Below are 21,671 nucleotides of genomic sequence, written 5' to 3'. Positions count from 1 at the left end.
TGGATGGACTAGGTGGACTTATTCAGCTTCACGGCGGCCTGAATGAGCGTGCGCAGGGTTGGTTCATCCACGGTGCTGCCCTCTGGAAAATCGATGGCACGCCGTACGTTGCCATCCAGGCTGGAATTGAAGAGGCGGGCCGGGTCGGCAAGCGCGGCCCCCTTGGCAAAAGTCAGCTTCACCACCTTCTTGTAGGTCTCGCCGGTGCAGATGATTCCGCCACAGGACCAGACCGGGGTGTTCCACTTCCATTCCTCGGTAATGCCGGCGTCCGCATCCCGGATCAAGGACCTAAGACGCGAGAGCAATGCACCCCTCCAGTCGTTGAGTTCCGTGATGCGTGCGTCAATCAGCTCCGAGGGCGACTTGCCGGCGTCGTTGGCAGGTGTCTTCTTGGGGAAGGGTTTGCTAGCCGGGGATTTACTGGATGCCATGGAATGCCCTCCGGAAATGCACTAGCGCAATGGAAACGACGCAAGGTGGTTGGCCTGCTGCAATACCACCGTATCGTACAAACTTGCCAGGCAATCGCGCAGGGCTCCCGCCACCGAAGCGGAACTCACCATCCCGTCTTCATCAAGACTCGAGCCCAACAACGGCACCGTAATGGATGCTGATTCCACCAAGGTGGCATTCATGGTGCGCAGCACCTCGCGCAGCGCGTCGTCTGCGTGGTGGGCGCGCGGCGAAGCGTTCAGCACGGCAACCGCCTTGAAAGCAAAAGGCTCATAGCTGACCAGCCAGTCCAACGCGTTCTTGATGACGCCCGTCAGCCCATGTGCGTATTCCGGGCTTGCAATCAGCAGGGCGTCCGCAGCGGCCACCTGTGCACGGAATGATTGCACGGCGGGCGGCGGATCACTCTCGAGGTCCGGATTGAACAGAGGCAATTCGCCAAGCCCGTTGCAGAGATGGATCGCAATGTCGTTGGGCGCCAGTCGACGGGTGGCGCGTAGCAAGGCCGAGTTGATGGATGCCCTGCGCAGACTGCCGGAGATGGCGAGGATGTTCATGCCAGGCATTTTCAGCCCAGACGCTCAGGCCAGGCGCTCCAGAATCAGCACTGCAAAGAAGCCCAGTCCGGCCAGCACTGCCCACTTCAGAGCCAGCAGACCAAAGCGTTTGAAGCGCTCCTGACCGGTTCCGGCATAGAGGGCAAAGCTGACGATGATGCCCAGTGCGAACATCATGGCCAGCCAACGGAAGATCAGCATGGTGGTTGCCTTCTGGCCTACCAGGCGCGCGCGGGTTGAGCAAAGCCCACCGGCGCCCGGCGTTCGTCTTCAAAGGTCACGATTTCCCAGCACTCGGGGTGTGCCAGCAGTTCGCGCAACAGCTTGTTGTTGAGGGCGTGGCCCGAGCGGAAGGCGGAGTAGCTCGCCAGCAGGGGTTTACCGATCAGGTACAGGTCGCCCATGGCGTCCAGGATCTTGTGTTTGACGAATTCGTCGTCGTAGCGCAGGCCATCGGCATTGAGCACCTTGTAGTCGTCCATGACGATGGCGTTGTCCAGACCACCGCCCAGGGCCAGGCCGTTGGAGCGCATCATCTCCACATCCTTGGTGAAGCCAAAGGTGCGCGCCCGCGCAATATCGCGCGAGTAGGAACCCACGCTGAGGTCGAACTCCACGCGCTGGCCGGTGGAGTCCACCGCCGGGTGGTTGAAGTCGATCTCAAAGCTGAGCTTGTAGCCGTGGTACGGCTCCAGGTGCGCCCATTTTTCGGCAGGGCCCGTGCCCTCACGCACTTCCACCGGCTGAGTCAGGCGGATGAAGCGGCGCGGCGCGTTCTGCATCTCGATGCCGGCACTTTGTAGCAGGAACACGAACGAGGCCGCCGAGCCGTCCAGGATCGGGATTTCCTCTGCCGTAATGTCCACATACAGGTTGTCCACCCCCAGACCGGCACAGGCGGACATCAGGTGTTCCACCGTCAGCACCCGGGCATTGCCCTTGGACAAGGTGGAAGCCAGCCGCGTATCCGTCACCGCCTCGGCCGACACCGGAATGTCCACCACCTGCGGCAAATCCACGCGCCGAAAGACGATGCCCGTATCCGGAGCCGCAGGGCGCAAGGTGATTTCCACACGCTGCCCACTGTGCAGACCCACACCCACAGCGTGGGTCAGGGATTTGAGAGTTCTTTGTTTGAGCACAGCAGCGATTTTACCGGTTAGGCATTTGGATGGATGGGATGGAAAGCGTAGCGAGCGACCCGAGGTGAGCCCGCAGAGCGGAACCGTACATATGTACGGTGAGCACCACAGGGTTCAGATCGGGGCGCGCAGTAGCTTTACACCCATCAATCCGCTTGCTTGCGCAGGAAGGCTGGGATCTCGTAGTCGTCCATGCCGCCGCTGGACAGCGCATCCACGCGCGCTGCGGCCTGCGTGCGGTTGGTACGCCAGACGCTGGGAGTGGCCATGCTGCCGTAATCGGGCTGGCTGATGCCGGCCGCGCCTGCGGGCGCAGAGTTCTGGATGCCCACCGGGTTGTTGAGCGTGGGAATCTGGAACGGCACGTTGTCGGTACCGGTACGCAGCACCGGGGTCTGCACCACTTGCATGGGCGGACGGGCGCGCTGGCCGTTGCGGGACAGACCGGTTGCCACCACGGTGACACGGATTTCCTCGCCCAGCCTGTCGTCATTGGCGGTGCCGTAGATGACGTGTGCATCGGGAGAGGCAAAGGCGCGTATGGTGTTCATGGCCAGCTTGGATTCAGACAGCTTGAGCGAACCCTTGGCAGCGGTGATCAGCACCAGCACGCCCTTGGCGCCGGACAGGTCGATGCCTTCGAGCAGCGGGCAGGCCACGGCCTGTTCGGCGGCGATGCGGGCGCGGTCCGGGCCCTTGGCCATGGCAGTACCCATCATGGCCTTGCCAGGTTCACCCATGACGGTACGCACGTCTTCGAAGTCGACGTTCACATGGCCGGGCACATTGATGATTTCGGCAATGCCGCCCACGGCGTTCTTCAGCACGTCATTGGCCTGAGCAAAGGCTTCTTCCTGGCTCACGTCATCGCCCAGGACTTCCAGCAGCTTTTCGTTCAGCACCACGATCAGCGAATCCACATTGGCTTCAAGCTCGGTCAGGCCGACATCGGCGTTGGCCATGCGGCGGCCGCCTTCAAAGTCGAAGGGCTTGGTCACCACACCCACGGTGAGGATGCCCATGTCCTTGGCCACGCGGGCAATGATGGGCGCCGCGCCGGTGCCGGTGCCGCCGCCCATGCCGGCGGTGATGAAGAGCATGTGCGCGCCCTGGATGGCGTCGCGGATGTCGGCTTCGGCCATCTCGGCGGCTTCACGGCCCTTGTCGGGCTTGCTGCCGGCGCCCAGGCCGGTGGCACCGAGCTGGATGGTCTTGTGCGCGGAGCTGCGCGAAAGGGCTTGTGCGTCGGTGTTGGCGCAGATGAATTCCACGTTGTCCACGCTGGACTGGATCATGTGCTCGACCGCGTTTCCGCCGCCACCGCCTACACCGATCACCTTGATCTGAGTGCCCTGGTTAAAACCTTCTTCTTCAATCATTTCGATGGCCATCTTGTTACTCCTGAATTTCAAAAATTGCTGATTCGTGTCGTTTGGTTATGTTTTCGCAGTTGCCGGGGTCTGTAACCCTATGAAGGGGGACCTAATCCCCGCCATCGCCAATGGGGACTTCCGCGTGCAAGCCAGAGTTTGTTTTGCATGATCAGAAGTTCCCTATGAACCAGTCTTTGATGCCGCCCAGCGCGGTCTTCATGGACCCCGCTTTTTGCGCCACCTTGTAGCCGCGCATGCGGGCCAGTCGGGCCTCTTCCAGCAGGCCCATCACGGTGGCGGCGCGGGGTTGGGCCACCATGTCGGCCAGAGCGCTGTTGTATTTGGGGATGCCGCGGCGCACGGGTTTGAGGAAGATGTCCTCGGCCAGCTCCACCATGCCGGGCATGATGCAACTGCCACCTGTGAGCACGATGCCGCTGGAGAGCACTTCCTCGTAACCGGACTCGCGCATCACCTGGTTGACCAGGGAGAAGATTTCTTCGATGCGCGGTTCGATCACACCGGCCAGCGCCTGGCGGCTGAGCATGCGCGGTCCGCGGTCGCCCAGGCCGGGCACTTCCACCTGTACTTCGGGGTCCACCAGCAGCTGCTTGGCGTGCCCCGACTCGACCTTGATGTCTTCAGCGTCCTTGGTCGGTGTGCGCAGGGCCATGGCGATGTCGCTGGTGATCAGGTCGCCGGCAATCGGGATCACTGCGGTGTGCCGGATCGCGCCGTTGGTGAAGATGGCCACGTCCGTGGTGCCGGCACCGATGTCCACCATGGCCACGCCCAGATCGCGCTCGTCCTTGGTCAGCACCGACAGGCTGCTGGCCAGCGGATTGAGCATCAGCTGATCCACTTCCAGACCGCAGCGACGCACGCACTTGATGATGTTCTCGGCCGCGGTCTGAGCGCCGGTAACGATGTGCACCTTGGCTTCCAGCCGGATGCCACTCATTCCAATGGGCTCGCGCACATCCTGGCCGTCGATGATGAATTCCTGCGGCTCCACCAACAGCAGGCGCTGGTCGGTCGAGATGTTGATGGCCTTGGCCGTCTCCACCACGCGGGCCACATCGGCCTGCGTCACTTCGCGGTCCTTCACCGCCACCATGCCGCTGGAGTTGATGCCGCGGATGTGGCTGCCGGTGATACCGGTGTAGACGCGGGTGATCTTGCAGTCGGCCATCAGCTCCGCCTCTTTCAGCGCTGCCTGGATGCTCTGCACGGTGGCGTCGATGTTCACCACCACGCCGCGCTTAAGGCCGTTGCTGGGCGCCACGCCCAGGCCCGCAAGCTTGAGCTCGCCACCCGGCATGACCTCGGCCACCACCACCATCACCTTGGCGGTGCCGATGTCCAGACCTACAACCAAATCCTTGTACTCTTTTGCCATAAATTCACCTGCTGTATTGGTCCATTATTTTTTCGCCACCTCGGTGGTACTGACACCGCGCAAACGGATGGCGTATCCGTTCTCATGCCGCAAGTCGGCCGACTCGATGGCATTGGGTTGGCGTCCGTAACGCGAAACCACCTGGGTAAGGGTCTTGAGGTACCGGTTCACGCGGGCGACCACCTCTTCGGTGTTGCCCCGTCCCAGCTCGATCTCCGTGCCGGCCTCCAGCCGCACGCTCCAGCTGCCACGTCCAGAGAGTTCCAGTTCCTCAATCGTCATGTCCTGCGCTGCAAACAACGGCGCCAGCGCCCGGTACATGGTCAGTACCTCCGGGCCCTGGCCTTCGGGGCCAGTCAAGGTGGGCAGTCCGTCTTGATCGACTTCGCCCACGTTGGCTTCAAACACCTCGCCAAAACTGTTGACCAGCCGAGTCTCGCCTTCGCCTCCCCACAAAGCCACCGGCTGGTGTTCCTGCAGCGTCACCCGCAGCCGGTTGGGGAAATCGCGGTGCACCACGGCGCGACGCACCCAGGGTGCGGCTTCAAATGCGGCGCGCACCTTGGCCAGGTCCACGGTAAAGAAAGTGCCTGCAATGCGCGGTGCCACATTGGCACGCAGCGTCACGCTGTTGTTGTGGCGGGTGTCGCCAGCCACGGTAATGGCCTGGATGTCGAAGGCATGCATGCGCGAGAAACTGCGCACGGCGGCCACAGCGCACAGGCCGACAAACACCAGCAACAAGGCGACCATCGCCAAGTTCATGAGTTTGACGTCCACGGGCGTAGCCACCGCAGTGTTCATTTCAAAGCCCTCGCATCCAGCGTGGCGCTTTGCAACAGGCGCACGCACAGTTCTTCGTAGCTGATGCCAGCAGCCTTGGCCGACATGGGCACCAGCGAATGGCCGGTCATGCCGGGCGAGGTATTGATCTCCAGCAAATAGGGTTTGCGGGACTTGCCGTCGATCATCACGTCGGCGCGTGCCCAGCCGCGGCACCCCAGGACCTGATAGGCACGACGGACGATGGCAGCAATGGCCTCTTCTTCCCCGTCGGGCAGACCGGCGGGCACCAGGTATTGGGTGACGTCCGTGAAATACTTGTTCTGGTAGTCGTAATTGCCATCGGGTGCGACGATGCGGATAAGCGGCAGTGCATGCGGCGCATCGGTAGGTCCCAACACCGGGCAGGTCACTTCGTCACCGGCAATGAACTGCTCGCACAGCACTTCCACATCGTGCTGCGCAGCCAACGCATAGGCCGCGTCGCACTGCTCCACATCCATCACCTTGGTAAATCCAATGGAAGAGCCTTCCCGCGCGGGCTTGACGATCATGGGGGCCCCCAGCTCGGCAAAGGCCGCACGCGTCTCGGCACCACTGTGCACCTGAACCCAGGCCGGCGTGGGCAGACCTTCAAAGCGCCAGATGCGCTTGGTCATGACCTTGTCCATGGAGATGGCTGATGCCATCACGCCGGACCCGGTATAAGGGATGCCCAGCAACTCCAGCGCACCCTGCACCGTGCCGTCTTCCCCGAAGCGGCCATGCAGGGCGATGAAGCAGCGGTCGAACCCCTCGCGCTTGAGCTCATCCAGGCTGCGCTCGGACGGATCAAACGCGTGCGCATCCACGCCCCGGCTTTGCAGGGCCTTGAGCACGCCGCCGCCGGACATCAGGGAGACTTCGCGCTCGGCAGAAGCGCCACCCATCAGGACGGCCACTTTGCCGAGGGAAGAAACGTCGTGACTCATACGGCCACTCCTTTTTGGGTGAGCAGTTCAGCGATCTTTCCCGGCACAGCACCTATGGAGCCCGCGCCCATGCACATCAACACGTCGCCGTCGCGGGCGTTGTCGATGGCGGCCTGCGGCATGGCCAGGATGTCGTCCACAAAGATCGGCTCGACCTTGCCGGCGATGCGCAGTGCGCGGGTCAGGGCGCGGCCGTCGGCTGCCACGATGGGCGCTTCACCTGCGGCATAAACCTCGCTCAGCAGCACGCCGTCGGCCAGGGCAATCACTTTCACGAAATCTTCAAAGCAATCGCGGGTGCGGGTGTAGCGATGCGGCTGGAAGGCCAGCACCAGACGGCGCCCCGGGAAAGCGCCGCGCGCAGCCGCCAGGGTCGCGGCCATCTCGACGGGGTGGTGGCCGTAGTCGTCGATCACGGTGACCGTGCCGCCCTGGGGCAGCGGCAAATCGCCATAGCGTTGAAAGCGCCGGCCCACGCCGCGGAATTCGGACAGCGCCTTTTGCACCGCCGCGTCCTCGATGTTGAGCTCCACCGCCACCGCAATCGCAGAGAGTGCGTTGAGCACGTTGTGCATGCCGGGCAGATTGAGCACCACATCCATGTCGGGCAGGACCACGCCGTTGCGGCGTTGCACCGTGAAATGCATTTGTGCGCCCACGGCCCGCACGTTGATGGCGCGCACCTCGGCACCTTCGTTGAAGCCATAGCTGGTGACCGGGCAAGTCACGTCATGGACGATATCGCGCACTGCCGGATCGTCGGTGCACAGAATGGCAGTGCCATAGAACGGCATGCGGTGCAGGAAGTCGACAAAGGCCTTCTTGAGGCGGCCGAAATCATGGCCGTAGGTTTCCATGTGGTCGGCATCGATATTGGTCACCACCGCCATCACCGGCAGCAGGTTCAGGAACGATGCGTCCGACTCGTCGGCCTCCACCACGATGTAGTCGCCATGGCCCAGGCGGGCATTGGCACCGGCGCTGTTGAGGCGCCCACCGATTACAAACGTGGGGTCCAACCCGGCCGCAGCCAACACACTGGCCACCAGGCTGGTGGTGGTGGTCTTGCCGTGCGTGCCGGCAATGGCGATGCCTTGCTTGAGGCGCATGAGTTCAGCCAGCATCAGCGCACGCGGCACGATGGGGATGTGCATCTCGCGAGCACGAACCACCTCGGGGTTGTCCTGCTTGACCGCGGTCGAGGTCACCACCGCGTCGGCACCGGTGACGTTGTCGGCACTGTGGCCCACATGGACCTTGATGCCCAGCGAAGCCAGACGTCGCGTGGTCGCGTTGTCGGCTAGATCGGAGCCGGAGATCGAGTACCCCAGGTTGCTCAGGATCTCGGCGATGCCGGACATGCCGGAGCCGCCCACCCCCACAAAATGGATATGTTTGATGGCGTGCTTCATGCGGTGAGCTCCTCGCATGCGGCCACCACGGCGTCGGTGGCACGCAGTTGCTGCAACTGTTTTGCGGCCTGCGCGCGTTGCAGCAGCGCGGTGCGGTCGGTGGTGGTGATGAATTCGGCCAGACGTTCAGGTGTCATTTCGCTTTGGGGCATAAGCCAGCCCGCGCCCTGGTCCACCAGGAAGCGGGCATTGAAGGTTTGGTGGTCGTCCACAGCGGACGGAAAAGGGACAAAGACCGCAGCGGCACCTACGGCAGCCAGCTCGGTCACGGTGCTGGCGCCTGCGCGGCACAGCACCAGATCGGCCGCGGCAAACGCCGCAGCGGTATCGGTAATGAAGGGTGTGAGTTCGGCCGTCACCTGCGCGGCTGCATAGTTGGCGCGCAGCTCGTCGATCTGCTTTTCACCGCTCTGGTGGATCACTACTGGGCGCTGTGCCTGTGGAATCAGGGCCAGTGCCTTGGGGACCACGCTGTTGAGCGCACGCGCACCCAGACTGCCGCCCACCACCAGCAGACGCAATGGTCCGCTGCGTCCGGCAAAGCGGGTCTGCGGGTCCGGCTGGTTCAGGAACTCGGAACGCAAGGGATTGCCCACGCACTCGCCCTTGGCAAACACTTTGGGGAAGGCAGTGAACACACGGTCTGCCACGCGCGACAGCACCTTGTTGGCCATGCCGGCGACCGAATTCTGCTCATGCAGCACCAGCGGCTTGCCCGCCAGCACGCCCATCATGCCGCCCGGGAAGGTGATGTAGCCACCCAGGCCCACCAGCACATCGGGTTTGACGCGACGCACCACCTGCAAGCTCTGCCAGAAGGCACGCAGCAGGCGCAGTGGCAGCAGCAGCAAGGTCATGCGACCCTTGCCGCGCACGCCGCCAAAGGCAATGGTTTCCAGTGCAAAGCCACGCGCGGGAACCAGACGGCTTTCCATGCTACCGGGGGCGCCCAGCCAGTGCACGCGCCAGCCCTTGTTGCGCAGTGCCTCGGCCACGGCCAGCCCAGGGAAGATATGGCCGCCCGTGCCGCCAGCCATGATGAGTGCGCAAGGCTGTTGGCTCATACCCGGCCTCCGTGCATGAGTTGCCTGTTTTCATAGTCAATGCGTAGCACCACGGCGATAGCAATGAGGTTGATCAGGATGGCCGAACCGCCATAGCTCATGAGTGGCAAGGTCAGGCCCTTGGTGGGCAGAGCGCCCAGGTTCACGCCCATGTTGATGAAGGACTGGAAGCCCATCCACAGGCCCAGGCCCTGCGCCACCAGACCGGCAAACACGCGGTCCAGCGCGATGGCCTGGCGGCCGATGTGCATGAGGCGGCGGGTCAGCCACAGGAACAGGCAGATCACCGTGACCACGCCCACCAGACCGAACTCTTCACCGATGACGGCCAGCAGGAAGTCGGTGTGCGCCTCGGGCAACCAGTGCAGCTTTTCCACACTGCCGCCCAGGCCCACGCCAAAAATTTCGCCGCGCCCTATGGCGATCAGCGAATGCGAAAGCTGGTAACCCTTGCCCATGGAGTAACGGTCGTCCCAGGGGTTGAGGTAGGCAAAAATGCGTTCGCGCCGCCATTCGGACAGGGCAATCATCAGACCGAAGGCCACCACCAGGATGGCGGCAATCAGGAAGAACATGCGGGCGTTCACGCCACCCAGAAACAGAATGCCCATGGCAATCACGGCAATCACCATGAAGGCTCCCATGTCGGGCTCGGCCAGCAGCAAGAGACCAATCACCGCCACCGCAATGCCCATCGGCATCACCGCGCGGAAGAAGCGCTCCTTCACTTCCATCTTGCGCACCATGTAGTCGGCTGCGTACAGCACCACGGCAAACTTGGCCAGCTCCGAGGGCTGGAAGTTGAGAATGCCCAGCGCAATCCAGCGCCGTGCGCCGTTGACGCCTTTACCGATGAACGGAATCAGCACCAGCATCAGCAGCACCAACGAGGCGATGAACAGGTAGGGGGCAACCTTTTCCCAGGTCTGCACCGGCACCTGGAACGCCAGCAGTGCCGCGACAAATGCCACACCAATCGATGCAATGTGACGGATCAGAAAATGGGTGTGCGCATAGTTGGCAAAGCGCGGGTTGTCGGGCATGGCAATGGATGCCGAATACACCATCACCAGGCCCCACAGCAACAGGCTGACCGTGACCCAGACCAGCGGCTGATCAAAGCCGCGCACCTGTACCGAACGGGTGGGCGTGGAGAAGGACCCGCGACCGCCCAGACGTACCGGCAATGCCGCGGCCCCGTCCGCCCCACGGGTGAACCAGCCCTTGATGGTGCTTGCCATGGCGCTCATTGACTTTGCTCCAGCTCGGTGCCGTTTTCCAGCGCCAAGTTGCGCACCGCGTCCACAAAGCACTGAGCACGGTGGGCGTAGTCCTTGAACATGTCAAAGCTGGCGCAGGCAGGTGACAGCAGCACCGCGTCGCCTGCATGGGCCGCGCGGTTGGACTGGGCTACCGCGTCTTCCATGCTGCTGGCATCCAGCAGGGGAATGCCGGTATCGGCCAACGCCTGACGGATCAGCGGCGCATCGCGGCCAATCAGCACCACGCTGCGCACATGGCGCGCCACCGGTGCGGCCAGCGGCGAGAAGTCCTGGCCCTTGCCTTCGCCGCCCAGAATCAACACCAGCTTGCGTTCCTCGCCCAGGCCGCGCAGTGCGGCCACTGTGGCGCCCACATTGGTGCCCTTGCTGTCGTCGAAGAATTCCACACCATTGAGAATGCCCACGCTCTCGACCCGGTGCGGTTCACCACGGTATTCACGCAGGCCAAAAAGAATCGGGCCCAGCGCGCAGCCGGCAGCCGAGCACAGTGCCAGGGCGGCCAGAGCGTTGCCCGCGTTGTGGCGCCCACGGATGCGCAGTGCATCGGCCGGCATCAGGCGCTGGATGTGCAGCTCCTCCGCGTCCTTGAATTTCTTGCGCGTCTCATCGGCCTCCAGGGCGCGCACCAGCCAGGTCATGCCATTGACTTCCTCGATGCCGAAGTCGCCGGGGCGCTGTGGCATATCGGTGCCAAAGCTTACATAGGGCCGCTCCACCGGACGCTGCAACTTCACGCGCACCGGCTCGGGACGCATGGCCATCACGGTGGCGTCTTCGCGGTTCAACACCATGAGGCCGGTGTTACCAAAGATATGCGACTTGGCCTTGGCATAGGCCTGCATGTCGCCATGCCAGTCCAGATGGTCCTGGGTCACGTTGAGCACGGTTGCTGCCGTGGGCTCCAGGCCGCTGGGAAGATCGAGCTGGAAGCTGGAGAGTTCCAGCACCCAGAACTCGGGCAAGGCCTGCTCATCCAGCGCTTTGGCGAGTGTGTCGAGCAAGGTGGGGCCGATGTTGCCGGCCACAGCGGCCGTCTTGCCGGCCCAGCGCACCAGGTGCCCGGTGAGCGAAGTGACTGTGGTCTTGCCGTTGGTGCCGGTGATGGCCAGGACCTTGGGTGCGTATTGCTGGCTCTCTGCCAGGTCCTTGAGGGCCTGCGCAAACAAGGTGAGCTCACCACCCACCCACAGACCCAGACCCTGGGCCGTGGCCATCAGTGCATCGGTATCGGCGGGACTCAGGCCCGGGCTCTTGAAGACGGCACGCACCGGGCTGCCTTCGATCAGGGAAGGAACGAACTGCGAATGCACAAACTGCACCGCAGGGTGCTCCTGCTGCAGCGTCTGGAGCTGGGGCGGCTCGGCACGGGTGTCCACGACGGTGACCTGCGCGCCGTGACGCACGCACCAACGCGCCATGGCCAGGCCCGAGGCGCCCAGCCCCAAGACCATGACTTGTTGATCGCGTAAGTTGTTCATGTTCGTTAACGCAGCTTCAAGGTGGACAGGCCGATCAGGCACAGCAGGATGGTGATGATCCAGAAGCGCACCACCACCTGGGTCTCTTTCCAGCCCTCTTTTTCAAAATGGTGGTGCAGCGGCGCCATCTTCAGCAGCCGCTTGCCCGCACCGAATTTCTTCTTGGTGTATTTGAAGTAGGTCACCTGCAGCATGACCGACAGCGCCTCCACCACGAAGATGCCGCCCATGATGGCCAGCACGATTTCCTGGCGCACGATGACCGCCACCGTGCCCAATGCGGCGCCCAGCGCCAACGCGCCCACGTCGCCCATGAACACCTGCGCGGGATGGGTGTTGAACCATAAAAAGGCCAGCCCTGCACCGGCCAGTGCCGAGCAGAAAATCATCAGCTCGCCGGAGCCGGGGATGTAGGGGAAGAACAGGTACTTGGAATACACCGAGCTACCGGTCACATAGGCAAACACACCCAGCGCAGAGCCCACCAGCACCACCGGCATGATGGCCAGGCCGTCGAGCCCGTCAGTCAGATTCACCGCATTGCTGGCGCCCACGATGACCAGGTAAGTCAACACCACAAAGCCCAGCGCGCCCAGCGGATAGCTCACTTCCTTGAAGAACGGCAGCATCAGGCCGGCCTTGGGTGGCAGGCTCACATCGAAGCCGGAACTGATCCACTGGAAGAACAGCTGCATCACGCGCAGGTTGGAGTTCTCAGAAATGCAGAACATCAAATACAAAGCGGCCAGCAGGCCGATCAGCGATTGCCAGAAATACTTCTCGCGTGAGCGCATGCCCTCAGGATCCTTGTGCACCACCTTGCGCCAGTCGTCGACCCAGCCGATGGCGCCAAAGCCCAGCGTGACCAGCAACACGATCCAGACGAAACGGTTGTGCCAGTCAAACCACAGCAGGGTGGATACGGCTATCGACAGCAGGATCAGCACGCCCCCCATGGTGGGCGTGCCGCTCTTGCTCAGGTGGCTTTCCATGCCGTAACCGCGTATGGGCTGGCCGATCTTGAGTTCGGTCAGGCGCCGGATCACCATGGGACCGGCCCATAGACCGATCAGCAAGGCCGTGAGCGCGGCCATCACCGCACGGAAGGTGATGTACTGGAACACCCGGAAGAATCCGAACTCCGGCGACAGGCTCTGCAACCATTGGGCCAATGTCAGCAGCATGAAAATACCTCGTTGTTGTTCTGTTGTGTCATGGTTGACCTTTGCCTGCTGCTTGGGTTAGCGCCTCGACCACACGCTCCATGCGCATGAAGCGCGAGCCTTTGACCAGCACGCTGTTGACCTGCGGCAGCTGTTGCAGCACGGCGGCATTGAGCGCATCGATGCTGTCAAAGTGCTGCGCGCCCGCAAAGGCGTCCACGGCATGCCGGGCCAGCGTACCCATGGCAAAGAAATGTTCGATGCCCGATGCCTTGGCTTCGGCACCTGTTTCGGTGTGGAACGCAGGGCCCTGCTCGCCCACTTCGCCCATGTCGCCCAGCACCAGCAGGCGCGGCGCGGGCAGCTCGGCGAGCACGGCAATGGCGGCGCGTACCGAATCGGGGTTGGCGTTGTAGGTGTCGTCCACCAGGGTACGGGTGCGGTCTGCACTGTGCAGAGCCACGGCACGCGAGCGGCCTTTGACCGGGGTGAAGCGCTCCAGTCCCTGCACTACAGCGTCCACGGACACACCGGCTGCGAGCGCACATGCGGAAGCGGCCAACGCGTTCTTGACGTTGTGGCGGCCGGCAATGTGCAGTCTGAATGCAAAGTTCTGCTCCAGAGCGCGAGCCTGAACGGCCCAGGCTCCATCGGCCCAATGAGCGGACAGACAACCCACGTCGTTGGTCTGCTGACCAGGCTGCAGGGAGAAGCGCACAGTGCGGCGCGTTGCGGCCAAGTCGGCCCACAGCGGAGTGAACGCATCGTCCGAAGGGAACACCGCGGTGCCATCCGTGGGCAGCAGGGTGATCACCGAGCCGTTCTCTTCTGCCACGGCCTGCACCGTCTGCATGAATTCCAGGTGCTCACGCTGCGCGTTGTTGACCAGCGCCACCGTGGGTTGGGCAACATGCGCCAGTGCGGCAATTTCACCGGGGTGGTTCATGCCCAGCTCCACCACGGCAATGCGGTGGTGGGGACGCAGGCGCAGCACGGTAAGCGGCACGCCGATGTCGTTGTTCAGATTGCCGCGGGTGGCCAGTGCGTCATCCCCCGCCGCTGCCGCAAGAATGCTGGCAATCATCTGCGTGACCGTGGTCTTGCCGTTGCTGCCGGTCACCGCAATCAGCGGCAAGGAGAACTGCGCACGCCAGCCACGGGCCAGCTCGGCCAGTGCCACACGGGTGTCGGCCACTTCGATGCGGGGCACGCCTTCGGGGTAGCGATCCGCGCCCAGGCCAGCATGACAAATCAGCGCCGAAGCCCCCGCCTTGCAGGCATCGTGCAGCATGGTGTTGGCATCAAACTTCTCGCCCTGAAGCGCGAGGAACAGGTCGCCACGTTCGATGGTGCGGGTGTCGGTATGCAGGCGCAGCACATCGATGCTGCCGTCACCCACCAGGGTGGCGCCTTGCAGCCATGGCACTGCCGTTTGCAATTGCATCATCGTGCTCATAGTCCACCCTCCACTGCGTGCCATTGCTGCAGGGCGCGTGCTGCGTGAGCCACGTCCGAGAACGCGGTCTTGACGCCGGCAATTTCCTGTGTGGACTCGTGGCCCTTGCCGGCAATCAGCACCACGTCCTGCGCCGCCGCCTTGGCCACGGTCTGGGCAATGGCCAGAGCCCGGTCCGACTGCACCACGACTGCGTTGCAGGGCGGCAGGCCCAGCAGGATTTGCGCAATGATGGCCTCGGGTTTTTCGCTGCGCGGGTTGTCGCTGGTGACCACCACCTGGTCCGCCAGCTTGGCCGCAATCGCACCCATGAGCGGACGCTTGGAGGTATCGCGGTCACCTCCGCAACCGAACACGCACCAGAGCTTGCCGCCGCGCGCCTGCACCATGGGGCGCAGGGCCTGCAGCGCATGGTCCAGTGCATCGGGTGTGTGGGCATAGTCCACTGCCACCAGCGGCTGGTTCGCAGCCCCCAGACACTCCATGCGGCCGGGTACGGCGTGCAATTGGCTGCAGGCCTGCACCGCGTCCGCCAGTGCGATGCCGAGCGCGCGCATGGCTCCCAGCACGCCCAGCAGATTGGACACGTTGTAGCTGCCAATCAGATGGGTGCGCACGGGGATGGACTCGTTGCCCTCCACCACGTCAAAACAGATGCCACTAGCCTGGTAGGCGATGTTGCGGGCTTGCAGGCGGGCGCTACGCACGGTGGAAACCGTCCATACATCCAGCGCACTGTCCACCAATGACGCAGCCAGCTCCGCTCCGCGCACGTCATCGACATTGAGGACCACGGCTTGCAGGCCCGGCCAGGCAAACAGGCGGCGCTTGGCCTGCCAGTACGCGTCCATGCTGCCGTGGTAGTCCAGATGGTCCTGCGTGAAGTTGGTGAACAGCGCCACGCGGATCTGGGTGCCATCCATGCGGCCTTCTTCGATGCCAATGCTCGAAGCCTCCATGGCGCAGGCCTTCAACCCATCGTCAACAAAACGGCGCAGTGCGTTTTGCAGTTGCACCGGGTCAGGCGTGGTCAAGCCGGTGGACACCACCGCGTCGTGCGCATGTCCGGTCGCGGAACCGGCTGCAGGCGGACGCCCGACACCCAAGGTGCCGACCATGCCGCAGGGCATGGCCTTGTCACCCTCCACTGCAGACAGGGCTTGGGCCAGCCACCATGCGGAGGAGGTCTTGCCGTTAGTGCCCGTGACGGCCAATACAGCCAGCTCCTGTGAGGGATGGCCAAAATATTCGGCAGCGATGGGGCCGGTGGCGGCCTTCAGACCCTGGAAGCATTCCACGCCTTCCTGGGGCAGGGCGAACTGCTCTGCGCCTTGCGCTTCCACCAGGCAGGCATTTGCACCCGACTGCAGGGCGGACTCCACAAAGGAGCGACCATCCACGGCCGCGCCGGGCCAGGCAATGAAGCCGTCGCCTGGTTGCACCTTGCGGCTGTCCGTGCGCAGCATGCCGGTGACATGCTGTCGCAGCCAGCGTACGGCCTGGGTAGAAGTCGTCAGCATCAGAAGCTCTCCTCCACCGCACTGGCCACGATGTTGGGGCGCACCGCCATATCAGGCTGCACATTGAGCAGACGCAAGGTCTGCTGCACCGTCTCGCTGAATACGGGGGCTGCCACGTCACCGCCAAAGTACTTGCCCGCGCTGGGCTCATCCAGCATCACGCCGACGATGATGCGCGGCTTGTCGATGGGCGCCATGCCCACGAACCAGCCACGGTATTTGCGGTTGCCGTCACTGCCGTAGCCCTTGCCCTGCTGCTTGTAGGCCGTGCCGGACTTGCCGCCCACGGAATAGCCCTGTGTCTGGGCTTTGGGGCCGGTGCCGCCAGACCCTGCGGCCATTTGCAGCATCTTGCGGATTTCGGCAGCGGTTTCCGGCTTGAACACACTGACACCCACCGCCGGCTCGGAGTTCTTCAGCAAGGTCGCCGGAATGATCTGGCCGTCATGCGAAAACACGGTGTAGGAACGCACCATCTGGAACAACGAGGCAGACAGGCCGTAGCCGTAGGATTGCGTGGCCTGCTCGATGGGACGCCATTTGGAATAGGGACGCAACCGGCCCGATACCACTCCGGGGAATTCGATCTGCGGCTTCTGGCCGAAACCAGCCTGCGAGAAGGTTTCCCACATCTCGCTGGCAGGCATCTGCATGGCGATCTTGGCAGTGCCCACGTTGCTGGACACCTGAATCACCTGCTGCACCGTCAACGCGCCATGGGGGTGGGCATCGTGGATGGTGACTCCGGTGATGCTCCAGCTACCTGGCGAAGTGTCAATCACCGTAGAGGGTTTGACGCGACCGGTGTTGAGCGCCAGGCCCACGGTAAAGGGCTTCATGACCGAGCCCGGCTCGAAAGTGTCGGTCAGGGCGCGGTTGCGCAGCTGCGCACCGGTAAGGTTCTGGCGCTTGTCAGGCACGTAGCTGGGGTAGTTGGCCAACGCCAGCACTTCGCCGGTGATGGCGTCCAGCACCACCACGCTGCCAGCCTGGGCGCGGTTGGTCAGCACCGCATCCTTGAGCTTTTCATAGGCAAAGAACTGCACCTTGCTGTCGATGCTGAGCTGGATGTCCTGGCCGTCCACCGGCGGCACGATTTCACCCACGTCTTCCACGGCGCGACCCAGGCGGTCTTTGATCACGCGGCGCATGCCGGGCTTGCCCAGCAATCGCTTGTTGTAGAGCAGCTCCACACCTTCCTGGCCGTTGTCTTCCACATTGGTAAAGCCCACGACGTGGGCTGCGGCTTCACCTTCGGGGTACTGGCGCTTGTATTCCTTGCGCTGGTAGATGCCCTTGATGTTGAGCGCGGCGATTTCCTTGGCGATGTCGGCATCCACCTGGCGCTTGATCCAGACAAAGGACTTGTCTTCGTCCAGCTTCTTGGCCAGGTCGGCATAGGGCATTTCCAGCAGCTTGGCCAGGGTTTGCAGCTTGGCCTTTTCACCGTCGGTGTCCACGTCATCGGGAATGGCCCAGATGCTGGGCGCCGGGACGCTGGAAGCCAGAATCAGGCCGTTGCGGTCCAGAATGCGTCCGCGATAGGCCGGCAGCTCCAGCGTGCGCGCAAAGCGCACCTCGCCCTGGCGCTGGAAGAAATCGTTGGCATAGACCTGGATATAGGCGGCACGCGCCACCAGCCCGCAGAAGGCCAGGGCAATGGCGGCCACCACAAACTTGCTGCGCCACACCGGCGTGCGGCTGGCCAACAAGGGGCTGGAGGTGTAACGCACGCTGCGGCTCATTGCCTGGCTCCTGCAGAGGCCGTTGCCAGCGGAGCAGAGGTGACGGCGCCTTGGGCCGTGTTCTTGGGTGCTGACGCAGCGTCACCATAGCTCACGTACGTGGTGATAGCCGGTTGCACCAGGCGCATCTGCAATTTTTCGCGCGCCAGCTTCTCCACCCGTGCCGAGGTGGCTTCCGCGCGCTTCTCGACCTTGAGCTGCTCCAGTTCGCTGGACAGGCGGCGCTCTTCGTTCTGCGCCTTGTCCAGCTCGGTGAACAGGCGACGCGACTCGTACTGGACGTTGACCAGATAGATGGCGCTGGCCACTACGGCGAGCAGCAGCATCAAGTTGATCCTTGTCATGACAGCGCTCCCACCCTCTGCGCCACGCGCATGATGGCGCTGCGGGAGCGCGGATTGCCTTTGACTTCTTCATCGCCGGGTTTGATGCGGCCCAGCGATTTGAGTTGCATGACCTTGGGTGCAGCAAAAGGCGCGCGCCGGTCGTACTCCTCGCGTGAGTGTTTGGCGATGAATTGCTTAACGATGCGGTCTTCCAGCGAATGGAAGCTGATCACTGCCAAACGTCCTCCGGGCTGCAACACGTTCAGACTCGCCTCTAGCGCTTGTTGCAGCTCTTCAAGCTCGGCGTTGATGAAAATCCGAAAAGCCTGAAATGTGCGCGTTGCAGGGTCCTTGCCCGGCTCGCGGGTTTTGACCGTGTCAGCCACGAGTTGGGCCAGTTCGGTGGTGGTTGAAAAAGGCCCCCGTTCCTGTCGGCGAGCAACAATCGCCTTTGCAATTGCCCCAGCAAACCGTTCTTCACCATATTCACGTATCACCTCCGTGATTTGATTGACTTCTGCTGTTGCCAGCCACTGCGCCACACTCTCGCCACGCGTGGTATCCATACGCATGTCCAGCGGCCCTTCAAAACGAAAACTGAACCCCCGCTCGGGGTTGTCGATCTGCGGCGAACTCACACCCAGGTCCATCAACAGGCCACTGACGCTGCCCGCGGGCAACTCGCCCAGATTCGCAAAACCCTGATGCCGAATGGAAAAACGCGGGTCCACGATGGAGGCGGCCTCGGCCACCGCCTGCGGGTCCTTGTCGAAGGCGATCAGACGCCCCGCTGGTGACAGGCGCGAAAGAATCAGGCGCGAATGGCCGCCGCGCCCGAAGGTGGCGTCCACGTAGGTGCCATCTGCTGCGTCCGGGTAAGGTTGACCACCGTCGTTGAACAATGCATCTACCGCCTCGTTCAACAATACGGTGGCATGGTTCCATGTTGTTTCCACCGTGGGCCTTAAAACGAAAAGTCCTTGAAGACATCGGGCATATCGCCCTGCATGGCCTTGGCTTCCTCGGCGTCGTACAGGGCCTTGTCCCACAGCTCGAAGTGGTTGCCCATACCCAGCAGCATGGTGTCGCGGGTGATGCCGGCCGCTTCGCGCAGTTCAGGTGACACCAACACCCTGCCAGTGCCGTCCATTTCCACATCCATGGCGTTACCCAGAAAGATGCGTTTCCACCATTGTGCAGACATGGGCAGTGCGGCGATGCGCTCACGGAATTTCTCCCACTCCGGGCGGGGGAACACCATGAGACACCCGTGCGGGTGCTTGGTAATGGTCAGCTGTCCGTTGGCGGTCGCACTCAGAACGTCACGATGCCGGGTCGGCACGGAGAGCCTACCTTTTGCATCCAGACTGAGAGACGAAGCCCCTTGAAACACGACAGCACACCCTTTTTTGAAAACCTGCGGGGAAGTGGCTGTTTAAGGGCATTTATTACCACTTAATTCCACTTTTTTGCACTGTACCAGCAAACAGCCATCTTGCAACCTGGCGATTGCGAAAAATTTCCAATGAAATCAAGGACTTAGCGCCGGTTTTGCAGGCTGATGCAAGCAAAAATCCGTTCTAAATGAAGCACTTAGCAGAGGTACTGAAAGTGAAGCTTGAAGCCGACTACCTATTTGTAATTTACAAAATATAGCGGGACAGGTCTTCGTTCTGGCTCAGCTCGGCCAAACGAGCATCCACATAGGCAGCATCGATGGTCACGGTTTGGCCCGCCATGGAGGCCGCGTCAAAGCTGACGTCATCCAGCAGCCGCTCCATCACCGTGGACAGCCGACGTGCGCCAATGTTCTCGGTACGCTCATTGACCTCGAAGGCAATCTTGGCCAGCCGCGTGATCCCTTCGGGCGTGAAATCGAGCTTCACATCCTCAGTGGCCAGCAAGGCTTGGTATTGGCGCGTGAGCGAGGCATGGGTCTGGGTGAGGATGGCTTCAAAGTCTTCCACCGAGAGCGACTGCAATTCCACGCGGATGGGGAAGCGCCCCTGCAGCTCCGGAATCAGGTCGCTGGGTTTGCTCAGGTGAAAAGCACCCGATGCCACGAACAGGATGTGATCAGTCTTGACCACGCCGTACTTGGTGGTCACGCTGGTGCCCTCCACCAGCGGCAGCAGATCACGCTGAACGCCCTGGCGGGAGACTTCTGCACCACTGCCTTCGCTGCGGGAGGTGACCTTGTCGATTTCGTCGATGAAAACGATGCCGTTCTGCTCCATCATGTGGATGGCCTGGCTCTTGATGTCGTCTTCATTGACCAGCTTGGCCGCCTCTTCGTCCACCAGCAGCTTCTGCGCTTCAGCGATCTTGAGCTTGCGTGTCTGGCGCTTGGTCTGCCCCATCTGGCCAAACATGCCACGCAACTGCTCCGTCACTTCTTCCATACCGGGCGGGCCCATTACTTCGAGCTGGGGCGATGCAACCGGCAGATCGATTTCAATTTCGCGGTCGGCCAGCTGGCCTTCACGCAGCTTCTTGCGGAAGGTCTGGCGTGCGGTGCTCTCAGGCGTGGGCTCGCCAGACGCAAAACCGAACTCGTTGCGCGGCATGGGAATCAGGATGTCCAGGATGCGCTCTTCGGCAGCATCCTCTGCCCGGGCCCGCACTTTGATCTTCTCGGCCTCACGGGTCTGCTTGACCGCGATTTCAGCCAGGTCACGGACGATGGAGTCCACATCCTTGCCGACGTAACCGACTTCGGTGAACTTGGTGGCTTCCACCTTGATGAAGGGCGCATCGGCCAGACGTGCCAGGCGCCGCGCGATCTCGGTCTTGCCCACGCCAGTCGGGCCAATCATCAGAATGTTCTTGGGGGTGATTTCGGCACGCAGCTTGGACTCCACCTGCTGGCGCCGCCAGCGGTTGCGCAAAGCGATGGCAACGGCACGCTTGGCCTTGCCCTGTCCTACGATGTGCTTGTCGAGCTCGGCAACGATTTCCTGAGGTGTCATTTTTTCTAGAGGCCCCCGGGCCTTCAGTCCAGTGTTTCGATGGTGTGCTGCATGTTGGTGTAGATGCAGAGTTCACCGGCAATTTCGAGGGAACGCTTGACGATGGTCGCCGCGTCCAGTTCGGTGTTGTTCAACAGCGCTACTGCGGCCGCTTGCGCATAGGCTCCGCCGGAGCCGATGGTGACGATGCCGTTTTCCGGCTCCAGTACGTCGCCATTGCCAGTGATGATGAGGGAGGCGTCCTTGTCTGCCACGGCCAGCATGGCTTCGAGCCTGCGCAGCACGCGGTCGGTGCGCCAGTCCTTGGTCAATTCGATGGCGGCACGCACCAGATGGCCCTGGTGCTTTTCCAGCTTGGCTTCAAAGCGCTCGAACAGGGTGAATGCGTCTGCGGTAGCACCGGCAAAACCTGCCAGCACTTTGCCGTGGTAGAGCTTGCGCACCTTGCGTGCCGTGCCTTTGACCACGATGCTGCCCAGGGTGACCTGTCCGTCACCACCGATGGCAACCTGGTAACCGCTCGGCGTCTTACGCCGCACGCTGATGATGGTGGTTCCGTGAAATTGTTCCATGT

General features: G+C 62.5%; 21 protein-coding genes. All 21 read right to left on the bottom strand.

Annotation, left to right across the window (positions count from 1 at the left end; translation table 11 throughout):
- Window positions 1–8 precede the first annotated feature (8 nt).
- Entirely contained in the window at window positions 9–434 is a 426-nt protein-coding gene (locus tag AAGF34_RS11315) for a DUF1801 domain-containing protein (RefSeq protein WP_342620701.1), read from the bottom strand.
- A 21-nt stretch (window positions 435–455) separates the two neighbouring features.
- A complete protein-coding gene (locus AAGF34_RS11310; RefSeq protein ID WP_342620700.1) occupies window positions 456–1,013 on the bottom strand; it encodes an NADPH-dependent FMN reductase in 558 nt (185 codons plus the stop codon).
- 24 nt (window positions 1,014–1,037) lie between these two features.
- Window positions 1,038–1,214: a hypothetical protein gene (locus AAGF34_RS11305; protein WP_342620699.1), complete on the bottom strand. Its 177-nt coding sequence runs from the start codon at window positions 1,212–1,214 to the stop codon at window positions 1,038–1,040.
- Window positions 1,215–1,231: 17 nt separating this feature from the next.
- Window positions 1,232–2,155 carry a UDP-3-O-acyl-N-acetylglucosamine deacetylase gene (gene lpxC, locus AAGF34_RS11300; RefSeq protein ID WP_342620698.1) on the bottom strand — a complete coding sequence of 308 codons (924 nt, stop codon included), beginning with the start codon at window positions 2,153–2,155 and terminating at the stop codon, window positions 1,232–1,234.
- Window positions 2,156–2,301: 146 nt separating this feature from the next.
- Window positions 2,302–3,546 (bottom strand): cell division protein FtsZ, encoded by a 1,245-nt coding sequence (gene ftsZ, locus AAGF34_RS11295; RefSeq protein ID WP_342620697.1) that lies wholly within the window; start codon window positions 3,544–3,546, stop codon window positions 2,302–2,304.
- Window positions 3,547–3,697: 151 nt separating this feature from the next.
- Window positions 3,698–4,927: a cell division protein FtsA gene (ftsA, locus tag AAGF34_RS11290; RefSeq protein ID WP_342620696.1), complete on the bottom strand. Its 1,230-nt coding sequence runs from the start codon at window positions 4,925–4,927 to the stop codon at window positions 3,698–3,700.
- 24 nt (window positions 4,928–4,951) lie between these two features.
- Window positions 4,952–5,731 (bottom strand): cell division protein FtsQ/DivIB, encoded by a 780-nt coding sequence (locus tag AAGF34_RS11285; protein WP_342620695.1) that lies wholly within the window; start codon window positions 5,729–5,731, stop codon window positions 4,952–4,954.
- Window positions 5,728–6,681, bottom strand: a complete 954-nt coding sequence (locus AAGF34_RS11280) for a D-alanine--D-alanine ligase (RefSeq protein WP_342620694.1) — start codon at window positions 6,679–6,681, stop codon at window positions 5,728–5,730. Before AAGF34_RS11280 ends, AAGF34_RS11285 begins: the two co-directional genes overlap by 4 nt.
- Window positions 6,678–8,093 carry a UDP-N-acetylmuramate--L-alanine ligase gene (gene murC / locus AAGF34_RS11275; RefSeq protein ID WP_342620693.1) on the bottom strand — a complete coding sequence of 472 codons (1,416 nt, stop codon included), beginning with the start codon at window positions 8,091–8,093 and terminating at the stop codon, window positions 6,678–6,680. The genes AAGF34_RS11280 and murC overlap by 4 nt, the downstream gene beginning before the upstream one ends.
- The gene (gene murG, locus AAGF34_RS11270) at window positions 8,090–9,157 is read right to left on the bottom strand and encodes an undecaprenyldiphospho-muramoylpentapeptide beta-N-acetylglucosaminyltransferase (protein WP_342620692.1); all 1,068 of its coding nucleotides are present in this window, start codon (window positions 9,155–9,157) and stop codon (window positions 8,090–8,092) included. The genes murC and murG overlap by 4 nt, the downstream gene beginning before the upstream one ends.
- A complete protein-coding gene (ftsW, locus tag AAGF34_RS11265; protein ID WP_342621081.1) occupies window positions 9,154–10,398 on the bottom strand; it encodes a putative lipid II flippase FtsW in 1,245 nt (414 codons plus the stop codon). Before ftsW ends, murG begins: the two co-directional genes overlap by 4 nt.
- 5 nt (window positions 10,399–10,403) lie before the next feature.
- Entirely contained in the window at window positions 10,404–11,918 is a 1,515-nt protein-coding gene (murD, locus tag AAGF34_RS11260) for a UDP-N-acetylmuramoyl-L-alanine--D-glutamate ligase (protein WP_342620691.1), read from the bottom strand.
- Between the two features lie 5 nt (window positions 11,919–11,923).
- The gene (gene mraY, locus AAGF34_RS11255) at window positions 11,924–13,102 is read right to left on the bottom strand and encodes a phospho-N-acetylmuramoyl-pentapeptide-transferase (RefSeq protein WP_342620690.1); all 1,179 of its coding nucleotides are present in this window, start codon (window positions 13,100–13,102) and stop codon (window positions 11,924–11,926) included.
- A 28-nt stretch (window positions 13,103–13,130) separates the two neighbouring features.
- Window positions 13,131–14,537, bottom strand: a complete 1,407-nt coding sequence (gene murF, locus AAGF34_RS11250) for a UDP-N-acetylmuramoyl-tripeptide--D-alanyl-D-alanine ligase (RefSeq protein ID WP_342620689.1) — start codon at window positions 14,535–14,537, stop codon at window positions 13,131–13,133.
- Window positions 14,534–16,057, bottom strand: coding sequence for a UDP-N-acetylmuramoyl-L-alanyl-D-glutamate--2,6-diaminopimelate ligase (locus tag AAGF34_RS11245; RefSeq protein WP_342620688.1), 1,524 nt, complete (start codon window positions 16,055–16,057; stop codon window positions 14,534–14,536). The genes murF and AAGF34_RS11245 overlap by 4 nt, the downstream gene beginning before the upstream one ends.
- On the bottom strand, window positions 16,057–17,802 hold the full coding sequence (locus tag AAGF34_RS11240) for a penicillin-binding protein 2 (protein ID WP_342620687.1): 1,746 nt from the start codon (window positions 17,800–17,802) through the stop codon (window positions 16,057–16,059). The genes AAGF34_RS11245 and AAGF34_RS11240 overlap by 1 nt, the downstream gene beginning before the upstream one ends.
- Window positions 17,799–18,146, bottom strand: a complete 348-nt coding sequence (ftsL, locus tag AAGF34_RS11235; protein ID WP_342620686.1) for a cell division protein FtsL — start codon at window positions 18,144–18,146, stop codon at window positions 17,799–17,801. The genes AAGF34_RS11240 and ftsL overlap by 4 nt, the downstream gene beginning before the upstream one ends.
- Entirely contained in the window at window positions 18,143–19,084 is a 942-nt protein-coding gene (gene rsmH, locus AAGF34_RS11230) for a 16S rRNA (cytosine(1402)-N(4))-methyltransferase RsmH (protein ID WP_342620685.1), read from the bottom strand. The genes ftsL and rsmH overlap by 4 nt, the downstream gene beginning before the upstream one ends.
- Window positions 19,085–19,092: 8 nt before the next feature.
- Window positions 19,093–19,521, bottom strand: coding sequence for a division/cell wall cluster transcriptional repressor MraZ (gene mraZ / locus AAGF34_RS11225; protein ID WP_342620684.1), 429 nt, complete (start codon window positions 19,519–19,521; stop codon window positions 19,093–19,095).
- A 250-nt stretch (window positions 19,522–19,771) separates the two neighbouring features.
- Window positions 19,772–21,097, bottom strand: coding sequence for an ATP-dependent protease ATPase subunit HslU (gene hslU / locus AAGF34_RS11220; RefSeq protein WP_342620683.1), 1,326 nt, complete (start codon window positions 21,095–21,097; stop codon window positions 19,772–19,774).
- A 23-nt stretch (window positions 21,098–21,120) separates the two neighbouring features.
- The gene (hslV, locus tag AAGF34_RS11215; RefSeq protein ID WP_342620682.1) at window positions 21,121–21,669 is read right to left on the bottom strand and encodes an ATP-dependent protease subunit HslV; all 549 of its coding nucleotides are present in this window, start codon (window positions 21,667–21,669) and stop codon (window positions 21,121–21,123) included.
- Between the last annotated feature and the right edge of the window lie 2 nt (window positions 21,670–21,671).

It is taken from the genome of Rhodoferax sp. GW822-FHT02A01, from assembly GCF_038784515.1.
In the GTDB taxonomy this organism is placed as follows: Bacteria; Pseudomonadota; Gammaproteobacteria; order Burkholderiales; family Burkholderiaceae_C; genus Allorhodoferax.
The sequence above is the reverse complement of the archived record's forward strand: the minus strand, read 5'-3'. Positions and strand labels throughout refer to the sequence as shown.